An 11,509-nucleotide genomic window follows, 5' to 3' on the forward strand; every position below is an offset into this window, starting at 1 on the left:
GGCGGCTCGGGGGCGGCGACCACGGTGGCGACGTCGCCGAGCACCACGCTCGCGCCGCCCTCGTTGACGAGCACCGTGCGGGCGATCTCCTCCGGCGTCAGCGACTGGCCTTCCGTCTGGAGGGCGATGCGCTGGTTGGGGGTGTCGACGAAGCCGGCGCCGCGCACCCCGGTGGCCTTGCGCGCGGCCACGAGCACGTCGTTCAGGCCGAGGCGGAAGCGGATCAGGTCGTGCGGCCGCACCTCGACCTGGAAGGCGCGCACCGCGCCGCCGTAGACCGAGACCTGGGCGATGCCGGGCACCGCGAGCAGCCGCAGGCGCACCCGCCAGTCGGCGATCGTGCGCAGGTCGAGGGCGGAGCGGCTCTCCGAGGTCAGCCCGACCAGGAGCACGGTGCTGGTCGAGGAGGTCAGCGCGGTCATCGCCGGCGGCAGCACGCCCTGCGGCAGGCGCCCGGCGAGGCTCGCCAGTCGCTCGGTCACGAGCTGGCGCACCCGGTAGATGCTGCTGCCGGCGGTGAAGGTGGCGGTGATGACCGACAGGCCCTGGATCGAGCTCGACCGCAGGCTGGCGAGGCCGGGAAGCCCGTTGACGGCGACCTCGACGGTCTGGGTCACCAGGATCTCGACCTGCTCCGGGTTGAGCCCCGGCGCCTCGGTCTGGATCACCACCGAGGGCGGCGCGAACTCGGGGAAGACGTCGTATTTCGCCTGGCCGAGGCTGGCGGTGCCGTAGACCAGCAACGCCAGCGCCAAGGCCACGACGATGCCGGGGAAGCGGATCGCGAAGGCGACCAGGGCGGCCTGCGGGCCGACGGGATCGGGCGCGGCGGGGCTTTGATCGGACGACATCGGCTCAGTCGTCGTCCGCGCCGCCGGCGGCCTGCACCTGGGCTTTCATCTCCTCCGACAGCAGGGCCTGCGCGCCCCGCATCACGATCTCGGTCTCGCCGGCGAGATCCGCGACGACGAAGCCGTCGCCCGAGAGCGCGGGGTCGGCGCCGAGCGCGTGGCGGGCGAACCCGGTCTCGCCGACCGCGCGGTAGAACCAGGCCCCGCCCTGCCAGTGCACCACCGCCTCCTCGGGCACGAGCACGCCGGTGGCGGCCCGCGACGAGGTGATGAAGGCCAGCGTGCTCATGCCGGGGAGGAGGCCGCTGTCGCCGGAGACCGTGTAGAACGAGCTGAGGCCCTGGATGCGCTGGTCGGTGCGGGTCGCGGCCGAGACGAAGCGCAGCGCCACGCGCTCGCTCTGCGGCGGCACCTCCGCGAAGGCCGCGCCGGGCCGGCCCTTCAGCGTCTCCCCGGGCGGCAGCGTCACCTGCACCAGGAAGTCGGCGCGCTCGATCAGCCGGGTCACGAGGACCGAGCGCTCGACGATGCCGCGGCCGATCACCGGCCCCCATTCCTGCTGCGCGGTGGCGCTGAGCGTCCGCACCTGCGACTGCGCGGCGGCGAGCGCCGCCTGGTCGGTCTGGAACGTGCCCTCGGTGGTCTCGATCTGCACCTGCGTCGCGTAGGGCCCGAGGGATTTGGCGCGCTGGAACGCGGCGCGCGAGACCTCGACCCGCGCCTGCGCGGTCTGCAGCTGCGCCGTCGCGGCGGCGTAGGAATTCGTGAGCTCCGTCACCCGCGCGAGGTCGAGGACGCTGCCGTAGGCCTGGATCTCGATCGGGTGCGATTCGGGCTGCCGCCGTGCGGTCTCGAGGCCGATCCGGGCGCGTTCCTCGGGCGTGAGCACCACGACGACGCGTCCGCCCTCGACCGCGGTGCGCTGGGGGGCAGCGAATGGCGTGGGCTTGGCGGGGGCGGGGGCGGACCTGGCCGCATCGCGCGCCACGAAAAGGTTCGTCAGCCGTGAAGCGACCTGCCGAACGTCGTCGCCGGCGAAAGCCGCGACGAGCGCCACACCGGCCAGCCCGATCGCCGCCGCCCAAACCAGCCCGTAGCCACGCCTCTGCCGCACCCGATCCACCCTATCGACGAGCGGCCGCCATGCCGGCCGACGCCGGGCGCGGCATTACCACATAATCCCGTTTCCGATTGCCGAATTATCCTGAAACCCGACGATGACGATCGTTGGCTACACTTTCCCGACGATCCCCCCCTCTCGGGGGAGGGAAGGGCACCCGATCTCTCCCTTATCGCCCCATCAGCGCGTCGACATGCGCCGACACCGAGCGTCCGAGGCCGTCGAGGCTGTAGCCGCCCTCCAGCATCGAGACGAGGCGGCCGCCGGCGTGCCGGTCGGCGACCTCCATCAGCATGCGCGTGGCCCAGCCGAAATCGGCTTCGGTCAGGCGCAGGTTGGCCAGGGGATCGAGGTGATGGGCGTCGAAGCCGGCCGACAGGATGATCACGTCGGGCGCGAAGGCGTCGAGGCGGGCGAGGATGCCGGCCTCGAACGCCTCGCGGAAGACCGCGCCGTCGTCGCCCGGGCGCAGGGGCACGTTGACGATGGTGTCCTTCGCGCCGCGCTCGGAGGCCGCGCCGGTGCCGGGAAACAGCGGCATCTGGTGGGTCGAGGCGTACATCACGTTGGCATCGTCCCAGAAGATGTCCTGCGAGCCGTTGCCGTGGTGCACGTCCCAATCGACCAGCGCCACGCGGGTCGCACCCTTGGCGCGGGCGTGGCGCGCGGCGATGGCGGCGTGGTTGAACAGGCAGAATCCCATCGCCCGGGTGCGCTCGGCATGGTGGCCGGGCGGGCGCATGGCGACGAAGGCGTTGCTGCATTCGCCCCCCATCACCGCATCGACCGCCATGATGCCGCCGCCGACGGCGCGAAGCGTCGCCTCCAGGCTGCCCGGGGACATCAGCGTATCCGAATCGATCGCGACCATCCCGTCCTTGGGCGAGGCCGCGACGATCGCCTCGACATAGGCGGCGGGGTGGGCGAGCGTGGCGACCGAGGCCTCGGCCTGCGGCGCCATGGTGCGGACGAGGCCGGAGAAGCGCTCGTTCTCCAGGACGCGCTCGATCGCGCGGATGCGGTCGGGCCGCTCGGGATGCCCCTCGGGCACGGCGTGGTCGAGGGCGGCCGGGTGGCTCACGTACAGGGTCGTCACGATCATCCCTCCGGCTGTGCGCGCCGCCTCGCTGCGGACGCACCTGTCGCAAAGCGGCAACAGCGCTTGGCATTGTGCCCGCGGGCAACGCGGGACGCTACGCCGAAGTGCCTCGTCCGCCTATGCTTCGGTCAGTTTCCGTCAACCCTGGTTCGAACGGCGGAAGCCCACTCGAGAGAGGCCCGCCATGCGCTTCGCCCCGATCATCGCGTGTGCCGTGCTGCTCTCGGGCTGCAACTTCAAGGCGGTGCCCGATCCGGCCCTGTCGGCACGGGACACCGCCTTCATGGCGCTGGTGCCGGACGCCGAGTTCGACCCGCACTTCGCCCGCTACCAGGTCACCGACCCGACGAAGGAGCAGCCCGGCACCATCGTGATCGAGACGATGGAGCGGCAGCTCTACCTCGTGCTGCCCGACGGCAAGGCGATGCGCTACGGCGTCACCGTGGGCGACGAGGCCTATGGCTGGAAGGGCACCGCCACGGTCGACCGCAAGGCGGAATGGCCGGCCTGGAACCCGCCGGCCGAGATGATCAAGCGCTGGCCGCACGTCCACCCGATGCAGGGCGGGCCGGGCAACCCGCTCGGCGCCCGCGCGCTCTACCTGTCCGACAAGGGCCGCGACACGCTCTACCGCATCCACGGCACCAACGAGCCGGAGAAGATTGGCCAGGCCGCGTCGTCCGGCTGCATCCGCATGCGCAACATCGACGTGGTCGACCTGTTCAACCGCGTGCCGGTGGGCGCGACGGTGATCGTGCGCTGAGGGCGGACGACCTTCGGTCCGTTTCCCCTCGTCGTTCCGGGGCTGCGAAGCAGGTCCCGGAATCCAGAACCGCCGACGCCAGCCGGATCCGCCACCGCCGGCGGCTCTGGATTCCGGGCTCGCCTGCGGCGCCCCGGAATGACGGGATAGCGGTGAGCGGGTGACGTTTCATCTGCGTTCCCGGAGAGCGGGCGACGATCGTGCGGTCTCGACAGATGCCGGCATGTCGCTCGAAAAAAGCAAGATTCTCGAAACGCTCATTCGTGAGCACGCTTTAACCTGAACGCCGGTTCAGATTTGGCCGTTAACCTCTGAAGACGATCTCGTCTCCTACAGTCCAATACACACGAGGACAGGCGGCGACCGAACAAAGGTCGCGGAGGAATTCGGTCATGATCAACGTTTCTCTTCAAGACCTCTGCAACCATGCCGTCGCCGAGGGCCGCATTGCGTCGGCCGCCGTGCAGGTTCTGCTGCGCGACGTGCTGCCGGACGGCATCGCCCATCGCGACGAGGCCGACATGCTGATCGCCCTGGAGCGGGCGGTGCCCGACGCCGATCCGGCCTTCGCCGACGCGCTGGTCGCCCTCGTGGTCGACTTCGCGGTCTGGGGCGAGCGTCCCTCGGGCTACGTCGACCGCGCGGTCGCCGCCTGGCTTTCGGCGTCGCTCGCCGGCCTCACCGGCCCGACGCCGGCCGGCGCGCGAATCGCCGTCGAGATCGTCCGGGAGGCGCAGGGGAGCGCCGAGGCGCTGATGGTGTTCGCGATGGAAGCCAACCGCTGGACCCGCGAGCCGGCCAGGACCGACCGGCCGCGCTTCGCGCTGGCCGCTTGAAACGAGACGAAAAACTTTTGACCGCGGTCGCCCAGGCATCGGCCGCCGGCACAGCTTCCGCCGCCTGCGGATCTGCTTTATCGGGAACGCTCTATCCGGCTCACGCCAAGCCGCTTCCTGAAGACGACCAGACCTGAGCGCGATAAAAGATGTTCGACAAGATCCTGATCGCAAACCGGGGCGAGATCGCCTGCCGCGTCATCAAGACGGCACGGCGCATGGGCATCAAGACCGTGGCGGTCTACTCGGACGCCGACCGCGACGCGGTCCACGTGGCGATGGCCGACGAGGCCGTCCACATCGGCCCGGCGGCGGCGGCGCAATCGTACCTCGTCATCGAGAAGATCATCGACGCCTGCAAGCAGACCGGGGCGCAGGCGGTGCATCCGGGCTACGGCTTCCTGTCCGAGCGCGAGGCCTTCGCCAACGCGCTCGCCGAGGCCGGCATCGTCTTCATCGGCCCGAACGCCGGCGCCATCGCCGCGATGGGCGACAAGATCGAATCCAAGAAGGCGGCGGCCGCCGCCAACGTCTCGACGGTGCCGGGCTTCCTCGGCGTGATCGAGAGCCCCGAGCACGCCGTCGAGATCGCCGACGGCATCGGCTACCCGGTGATGATCAAGGCGTCCGCCGGCGGCGGCGGCAAGGGCATGCGCATCGCCTACGCCTCGGGCGAGGTCGCGGAGGGCTTCGCCCGCGCGAAGTCCGAGGCCGCCTCGTCCTTCGGCGACGACCGGGTGTTCATCGAGAAGTTCATCACCGATCCGCGCCACATCGAGATCCAGGTGATCGGCGACAAGCACGGCAACGTGGTCTACCTCGGCGAGCGCGAGTGCTCGATTCAGCGCCGCAACCAGAAGGTCATCGAGGAGGCACCCTCGCCCCTCCTCGACGAGGCCACCCGCCGGAAGATGGGCGAGCAGGCGGTCGCCCTGGCGAAGGCCGTGGACTACGATTCCGCCGGCACGGTCGAGTTCGTCGCCGGCCAGGACAAGTCGTTCTACTTCCTGGAGATGAACACCCGCCTCCAGGTCGAGCATCCGGTCACCGAGATGATCACCGGCGTCGACCTCGTCGAGCTGATGATCCGGGTGGCGGCCGGCGAGACGCTGCCGCTCACGCAGGATCGGGTGACGCTCGACGGCTGGGCGGTGGAGAGCCGCGTCTACGCCGAGGATCCGACCCGCAACTTCCTGCCCTCGATCGGCCGGCTCACCACCTACCGGCCACCGGAGGAGGGCACGTTCGGCACCGGCAAGGTCCGCAACGACACCGGCGTGGAGGAGGGCGGCGAGATCGCGATCCACTACGATCCGATGATCGCCAAGCTCGTCACCTGGGCGCCGACCCGCGCCGAGGCGATCGAGCTCCAGGCCGAGGCGCTCGACGCCTTCGCCATCGACGGCATCCGCCACAACATCCCGTTCCTCGCCGCCCTGATGGCGCATCCGCGCTGGCGCGAGGGGGCGCTGTCCACCGGCTTCATAGCCGAGGAGTTCCCGGAAGGGTTCTCCGCGCCCGAGCCGAAAGGCGCGGTGGCGCAGCGGATGATGGCGGCCGCGGCCGCCATCGACCACAAGCTCAACGCGCGCAAGCGCGGCATCTCCGGCCAGATGCGCGACCCCGCGCTGCTGCACTTCGAGCGCGACCGGGTGGTGATGCTGGCCGGCGAGGCCTTCCCCGTCACCGTCGATCCGCACGAGGATGCGCTGGCGCAGAACTGCCTCGTCGTCACCGAGGCCGACGGCACCGCCCACGTCGTCGAGAGCGACTGGCGCCCGGGCGAGCCGGTCTGGACCGGCACGATCGGCGCGCAGCGCGTCGCGATCCAGGTGCGCGGGCTGCTCAACGGCGTCGCACTCCAGCATGCGGGCGCCGCGGCCGAGGCCCGCGTCTACACTCGCCGCGAGGCCGAGCTCGCCGCGCTGATGCCGGTGAAGGAGGATGCCGGCTCCGGCAAGCAGGTGCTCTGCCCGATGCCCGGCCTGGTGAAGCAGATTCTGGTCACCGAAGGCCAGGAGGTGAAGAACGGCGAGGCTATCGCCATCGTCGAGGCGATGAAGATGGAGAACGTGCTCCGCGCCGAGCGCGACGCCACGGTGGCGAAGGTTTACGCCAAGGAGGGCGAGAGCCTCGCCGTCGATGCGGTGATCCTGGAATTCGCCTGACTCGCGTCAGCGTCCTGAGACCCGGCGGCGATGAGCCTCGTTCACAACGAGCAGACGAAACTGCTTGCGACCGGGCTCAACACGATCGCCGCGTTCATCATCATCGGGGTGGTGACGCCGGTGACGGCCGTGAGCTTCGGGATCGCGAACGCCCCCAAACCGACCGCCGTGGCCGTGTTCTTCGCCGGGGTCTGGCTTTGCACCGGGTTCGGCATACATTGGATCGCAAGGCGCGTCCTGCGAAGCCTCAAACCATGAACTCCGGTGAGATCTTCGTCATCTTCGTCATTCCGGCCATCATGCTGACCGTGGCCTATCTCGCCATGCACGCCAATGAATGGGCGATCCGCCGCGACGATCGGAAGTCCGGCGAGTAATCGGGGGTTCCCCGACCCGACCGGTTCGCACCGAAATCCATGCCTCTCTACTTCGCCTACGGCGCCAACATGGATGCGGCCGCCATGGCCTCCCGCTGCCCGGCTTCGCGGCTGATCGGGCAGGGCCGGCTGCACCGCCACCGCTTCATCGTCATGCGCGAGGGCTACGCCTCGGTGGTGCGCGACGGGCGCCACACGGTCTGGGGCGTGCTGTGGGAGCTGGCCCTCGCCGACGTCCCCGCCCTCGACCGCTACGAGGGCGTTGCCGGCGGCCTCTACGTGAAGGCCTCGCAGCCGGTCGCGACCGCGGGCGGCGTCAAGCGCGCGCTGATCTATCTCGGCCGCTCCACCGCCTGCGGCGTGCCGAAGCCCGGCTATCTCGAGGCCGTGCTCGCGGCGGGCGAGGCGGCGCAGCTGCCGCCCCCCTACCTGCGCGAGGTGCGCGGCTGGCGTCGCGGAGCGCCGACCTAGGTGCGACGCAGATGCCGCGGCTTCAACGTCCGGTTTGGCCCTGACCTTGCCTGCTCCCGGATCGCAGAACATCGAACACCGGGAGCCTTCCGCCAATGGACTTCGTTAAACCTACGGACATGGCCGCGACCATGAGCGATTCGGGCGTCATGCGCGCCGAACTGTCGATCCGCGACATGCTCGTGCGCGGCATGATGGCGGGCGCGCTGCTCGGCATCGCCACCAGCCTCGCCCTCACCGGGGCGGTGCAGACCGGCGTGCCCTTCGTCGGAGCCATCGTCTTTCCCGTTGGCTTCGTGATGATCGTGTGCCTCGGGCTCGAGCTCTGCACCGGGAACTTCGGCATCCTGACGCTGTCCTGGATGGAGAACCGGATCGGGTTCGCGCCGATGATGCGCAACTTCGCCTGGAGCTTCATCGGCAACCTGCTCGGCAGCGTGCTGTACGCGCTGCTCCTGGTGATCGCGCTGACCAATGCGTGGCACACGCCCGTCGCCGGCGTCGCGCAGAAGCTGGTCGAGATCGCCTCGGCCAAGACGATCGCCTACGAGAACCTCAGCACGGCCGGGATGCTAACCTGCTTCGTCAAGGCGATGCTGTGCAACTGGATGGTCTGCCTCGGCGTGACGATGTCGATGATGTCGACCTCGACCTTCGGCAAGATCCTCGGCGCCTGGCTGCCGATCTTCCTGTTCTTCGCGCAGGGGTTCGAGCATGCGGTGGTGAACATGTTCGTCATTCCCGCCGGCATGATGCTCGGCGCGCCGGTCCATTTCAGCGAGTGGTGGCTGTGGAACCAGATCCCCGTCACGCTGGGCAACTTCGTCGGCGGGGTGCTGTTCATCTCGGTGGCCTGGTACCTGACCTACCGTCAGAAGACCGTCGATCCGGCCCGCGTCGAGGGCCGTCCGCAGGGCCGCGCCGCCATCGCCCGCTGAGAACGACCCGACGCGGCCGGACACCTCGGGCGTCCGGCCGCGTTGTGCCGTCATGAGCGAGATCACAAGCGTCGCCGTCGTCGTCGTCGGCCGGGTCCAGGGCGTCACCTATCGCGCCTGGACCCGGCGCGAGGCCGAGGCGCGCGGCCTGTCGGGGCACGTGAGCAACCGTGCGGACGGCGCGGTCGAGGCCGCGTTCACCGGGCCGGCCGACGCGGTCGAGGCGATGGTGCAGGCGTGCTGGGCCGGGCCGCCCGGCGCCCGCGTCGAGCGAGTCGAGGTGACGGCCGGCGAGCCGTCCGCCGGCGCCTCCGGGTTCGCGATCCGGCAGTGAGGGGACCCGCGCATGGACGGCCTGCTCCGGCGCGTCTCGACAGCGCGCGCCGCGCCGGGGTAGCCATCCCGCGGTCCCGATGCGCCCACGGCCGGCGCGGCGCGCGGGCCCGATGGGCACCCCGGGGACGATGACCGACCTCCCTTCCACTACGCTGCTCGCCGCCTACCTGCCCTCCGGGTTCTCGCCGATCGACCTCGGCGCGCTGATCTACTTCGTGCTGGCCTGGGTCGGCTACGGCCTCTCCGTCGGGCGCCTGCGCGGGCGGATGGTGTCGCTGAGCCAGATCATGAACGCGCAGCGCGAGGAATGGGCGCGCCAGCTGATCGTGCGCGACAACCGCGTGGTCGACACCACGATCAACGCCTCGCTGCAGAACGGCACCGCCTTCTTCGCCTCGACGTCGCTGATCGCGCTCGGCGGCGTGCTCACCCTGTCGCGCTCCGGCGACGACGTGCTGAACCTGTTCGGCACGCTGCCCTTCGGCACGATCGCCACGCGCACGACCTGGGAGATCAAGGTCGCAGGGCTCGCGGTCGTGTTCGTCTATGCCTTCTTTAAGTTCGCCTGGGCCTACCGGCTATTCAACTACAGCGCGATCCTGCTTGGGACCGTGCCGCCCAAGGGCTCGGGGGCGAGCGAGTCCGCGATGCTGCGCGCCGCGCGGCGCGTGGCGGCGATGAACACCGCGGCCGGGCTCCACTTCGCCCGCGGGCAGCGTGCGTTCTTCTTCGCGTTGGCGTATCTCGGGTGGTTCGTCAGCCCCTATTTCCTCGTCGCCTCGACGACGGCGGTCGTGTTCGTGATGTGGCGGCGCCAGTTCGTCTCCGAGATCCGCGCGATCCTGCTCGCCGACGGTGCCCCGCCCGCCGAAGGATCCACGCCGTGAGCGACGACCGCACCGGAACCCGCAGCGAGGACGCGATCGAGGAGACGATGCTGCGTCTCGTGGCCGAGCGCGGCCCCGGCAAGACCATCTGCCCCTCGGAGGTCGCACGCGCGCTGGCGGGGTCGGATCCAGACCAGTGGAGCCCCCTGATGCAGCCGGTGCGCCGCATCGCCGTGCGCCTGACCAAGGCCGGCCGCCTCGCCATCCTGCGGAAGGGCAAGCCCGCCGATCCGGACGATTTTCGCGGGATCTACCGGTTGTCGCTCCCCGAGGGCTGATCCGCCGGCCCCGGCAGCAGCGCGTCGGTGTAGCCGGCGAGCCGGTAGACCGCGAGGCCGATCCATTCCTTCACCGCCAGGTCGAGCACCAGCAGCCCCTCCGAGGCGAAGCTGCCGAAGCGCAGCGCGTCGCGCGGGCCGCGGGTGCGGTAGTCGACGGGGAAGGCGACGACGTCGAAGCCGGCCGCGCGGAAGCAGCCCATCGCCCGCGGCATGTGGAAGGCCGAGGTCACCAGCACCCAGCGCTCGCCCGGCTTCGGCTGGGCCATCGCGGCGGAGAACAGCGCGTTCTCGCGGGTGTTGCGCGAGCGGTTCTCCAGGATCAGCCGGGTGCGCGGCAGGCCGAGGGTGTCGGCGTCGCGGCTGACGATGTCGGCCTCGGCGATCGCCCCGTCGACGAGGCTGCCGCTGCCGCCGGAGAACATCAGCCGCGCCTGCGGGTAGCGCCGGGCGAGATCGGCCATGTAGATCGGCCGCTCGCCGGCATCGTTGACGATCACCTGCCCGCGGCCGGACGACAACCCGGCCTCGATCCCGCCGCCGAGCACGATGATGCCGTCGGGCGGGCGGTCGTCGGCGTAGGCCGGGAAGCGCTGCTCCAGCGGCAGCACCGCCCAGGCCGAGAGCGGCGACAGGCCGCCTGCGAGCAGGCCGAGGAGGCCGAACGCGCTCAAAGCTCCGCCGAGGCGCCGCCGCGCGGTCGCGAGCGTCAGCGCGACGCCGACGAGCCCGACGAGGGCGAAAACGTTCGACGGGGTGATCAGGAAGAAGATCACCTTCGAGAGCGGGAAGAACATCGGCGCGGGTCCGGCGGGCGTCGGACCTCAGGCCTTCGTCTCGGCCTCGTAGCGGGCCAGGGTTTCGGCGTCCGGCGGCAGCAGGGTGGCGAGGCTCGCGCCCTTCTCCGCCTCGCGGGTGAGCCAGAGATCGAGGCGCTGCTGCTCGACCGCCTCCAGCGCCACCGCCTCGGCGATGTCGGTCGGGATCACCACCACGCCGTCGGGGCCGCCGACCACGACGTCGCCGGGATGCACCGCGGCCCCGGCGCAGGCGATCGGCTCGCCGGAGCCCGCAAGCTGAAGCGTACCCTCGCCCGGCGCGAACGCGGCGTCCCAGACGGCGAGGCCGCTCTCGGCTGCGAGGCAGCCGTCGGTGACGAGGCCGGCGACGCCGCGGGCGGAGAGCCGCGCGGCCAGGATCGCGCCGAAGGGGAGGGCGAGCCCGGAGCGGCCGGTATCGACCACGACGACGGCGCCCTCGGGCACCGCCTCGATCGCCTCCGCGAGCGAGCGCGCGACCTCGCCGCGCGCCGGGATCATCCGCAGCGTCACGGCCGGCCCGACGGCTCGGCCCGAACCGGCGATGCCGGAGAGCGGGCAGGCCGG

General features: G+C 70.8%; 15 protein-coding genes. 9 read left to right on the forward strand and 6 right to left on the reverse strand.

Features of this window, described 5'->3' with window-relative positions; translation table 11 throughout:
• From FV223_RS10450 to FV223_RS10460, 3 genes are all read right to left on the reverse strand, one after another.
• Positions 1 to 851, reverse strand: an 851-nt coding sequence (locus FV223_RS10450) for an efflux RND transporter permease subunit (RefSeq protein WP_147726984.1), incomplete at its 3' end; no start/stop codon positions are given.
• Between the two features lie 4 nt (positions 852 to 855).
• Entirely contained in the window at positions 856 to 1,965 is a 1,110-nt protein-coding gene (locus FV223_RS10455; RefSeq protein ID WP_246687858.1) for an efflux RND transporter periplasmic adaptor subunit, read from the reverse strand.
• 175 nt (positions 1,966 to 2,140) lie between these two features.
• Entirely contained in the window at positions 2,141 to 3,067 is a 927-nt protein-coding gene (locus tag FV223_RS10460) for a histone deacetylase family protein (protein WP_147726985.1), read from the reverse strand.
• A gap of 187 nt (positions 3,068 to 3,254) precedes the next feature.
• Between FV223_RS10460 and FV223_RS10465 the strand changes: the two genes are divergently transcribed.
• The 3 genes from FV223_RS10465 to FV223_RS10475 all read left to right on the forward strand — a co-directional run bounded on the left by FV223_RS10465 (position 3,255) and on the right by FV223_RS10475 (position 6,837).
• The gene (locus FV223_RS10465) at positions 3,255 to 3,833 is read left to right on the forward strand and encodes a L,D-transpeptidase (protein ID WP_147726986.1); all 579 of its coding nucleotides are present in this window, start codon (positions 3,255 to 3,257) and stop codon (positions 3,831 to 3,833) included.
• 392 nt (positions 3,834 to 4,225) lie between these two features.
• Positions 4,226 to 4,669 (forward strand): hypothetical protein, encoded by a 444-nt coding sequence (locus FV223_RS10470; RefSeq protein WP_147726987.1) that lies wholly within the window; start codon positions 4,226 to 4,228, stop codon positions 4,667 to 4,669.
• Positions 4,670 to 4,818: 149 nt separating this feature from the next.
• Positions 4,819 to 6,837, forward strand: a complete 2,019-nt coding sequence (locus tag FV223_RS10475) for an acetyl/propionyl/methylcrotonyl-CoA carboxylase subunit alpha (protein ID WP_147726988.1) — start codon at positions 4,819 to 4,821, stop codon at positions 6,835 to 6,837.
• Positions 6,838 to 6,878: 41 nt separating this feature from the next.
• Here the strand turns inward: FV223_RS10475 and FV223_RS30270 are convergent, their stop codons facing one another.
• The gene (locus FV223_RS30270) at positions 6,879 to 7,052 is read right to left on the reverse strand and encodes a hypothetical protein (protein WP_187276108.1); all 174 of its coding nucleotides are present in this window, start codon (positions 7,050 to 7,052) and stop codon (positions 6,879 to 6,881) included.
• Positions 7,053 to 7,091: 39 nt separating this feature from the next.
• Here FV223_RS30270 and FV223_RS32410 point away from each other — a divergent pair, with 39 nt between their 5' ends.
• The 6 genes from FV223_RS32410 to FV223_RS10505 all read left to right on the forward strand — a co-directional run bounded on the left by FV223_RS32410 (position 7,092) and on the right by FV223_RS10505 (position 10,124).
• Entirely contained in the window at positions 7,092 to 7,214 is a 123-nt protein-coding gene (locus FV223_RS32410) for a hypothetical protein (RefSeq protein WP_281406255.1), read from the forward strand.
• A gap of 39 nt (positions 7,215 to 7,253) precedes the next feature.
• A complete protein-coding gene (locus tag FV223_RS10485) occupies positions 7,254 to 7,685 on the forward strand; it encodes a gamma-glutamylcyclotransferase family protein (RefSeq protein ID WP_147726990.1) in 432 nt (143 codons plus the stop codon).
• Positions 7,686 to 7,816: 131 nt separating this feature from the next.
• Entirely contained in the window at positions 7,817 to 8,623 is an 807-nt protein-coding gene (locus FV223_RS10490; protein ID WP_246686547.1) for a formate/nitrite transporter family protein, read from the forward strand.
• Positions 8,624 to 8,675: 52 nt separating this feature from the next.
• Entirely contained in the window at positions 8,676 to 8,957 is a 282-nt protein-coding gene (locus FV223_RS10495) for an acylphosphatase (RefSeq protein WP_147726992.1), read from the forward strand.
• Between the two features lie 130 nt (positions 8,958 to 9,087).
• Positions 9,088 to 9,846: a DUF599 family protein gene (locus FV223_RS10500; protein WP_147726993.1), complete on the forward strand. Its 759-nt coding sequence runs from the start codon at positions 9,088 to 9,090 to the stop codon at positions 9,844 to 9,846.
• A 47-nt stretch (positions 9,847 to 9,893) separates the two neighbouring features.
• Complete coding sequence (locus tag FV223_RS10505) at positions 9,894 to 10,124, forward strand: DUF3253 domain-containing protein (RefSeq protein WP_147726996.1); 231 nt, start codon at positions 9,894 to 9,896, stop codon at positions 10,122 to 10,124.
• Here the strand turns inward: FV223_RS10505 and FV223_RS10510 are convergent.
• On the reverse strand, positions 10,097 to 10,921 hold the full coding sequence (locus tag FV223_RS10510; protein WP_147726994.1) for a YdcF family protein: 825 nt from the start codon (positions 10,919 to 10,921) through the stop codon (positions 10,097 to 10,099). The two genes, FV223_RS10505 and FV223_RS10510, sit on opposite strands and share 28 nt — an antisense overlap.
• Positions 10,922 to 10,948: 27 nt before the next feature.
• On the reverse strand, positions 10,949 to 11,509 hold a 561-nt coding region (locus FV223_RS10515; RefSeq protein ID WP_147726995.1), incomplete at its 5' end, for a dimethylmenaquinone methyltransferase.

This window comes from Methylobacterium sp. WL116, from assembly GCF_008039455.1.
Classification (GTDB): Bacteria; Pseudomonadota; Alphaproteobacteria; order Rhizobiales; family Beijerinckiaceae; genus Methylobacterium.

Excerpts from the sequence above, each read along its gene's own strand:
- FV223_RS10490 (WP_246686547.1), top strand. The coding sequence starts at position 7,817 with ATGAGCGATTCGGGCGTCATGCGCGCCGAACTGTCGATCCGCGACATG.
- FV223_RS10475 (WP_147726988.1), top strand. The coding sequence starts at position 4,819 with ATGTTCGACAAGATCCTGATCGCAAACCGGGGCGAGATCGCCTGCCGC.
- FV223_RS10500 (WP_147726993.1), top strand. The coding sequence starts at position 9,088 with ATGACCGACCTCCCTTCCACTACGCTGCTCGCCGCCTACCTGCCCTCC.
- FV223_RS10470 (WP_147726987.1), top strand. The coding sequence starts at position 4,226 with ATGATCAACGTTTCTCTTCAAGACCTCTGCAACCATGCCGTCGCCGAG.
- FV223_RS10485 (WP_147726990.1), top strand. The coding sequence starts at position 7,254 with ATGCCTCTCTACTTCGCCTACGGCGCCAACATGGATGCGGCCGCCATG.
- FV223_RS10495 (WP_147726992.1), top strand. The coding sequence starts at position 8,676 with ATGAGCGAGATCACAAGCGTCGCCGTCGTCGTCGTCGGCCGGGTCCAG.
- FV223_RS10510 (WP_147726994.1), bottom strand. The coding sequence starts at position 10,921 with ATGTTCTTCCCGCTCTCGAAGGTGATCTTCTTCCTGATCACCCCGTCG.
- FV223_RS30270 (WP_187276108.1), bottom strand. The coding sequence starts at position 7,052 with ATGCCGAACCCGGTGCAAAGCCAGACCCCGGCGAAGAACACGGCCACG.
- FV223_RS32410 (WP_281406255.1), top strand. The coding sequence starts at position 7,092 with ATGAACTCCGGTGAGATCTTCGTCATCTTCGTCATTCCGGCCATCATG.
- FV223_RS10465 (WP_147726986.1), top strand. The coding sequence starts at position 3,255 with ATGCGCTTCGCCCCGATCATCGCGTGTGCCGTGCTGCTCTCGGGCTGC.
- FV223_RS10505 (WP_147726996.1), top strand. The coding sequence starts at position 9,894 with ATGCTGCGTCTCGTGGCCGAGCGCGGCCCCGGCAAGACCATCTGCCCC.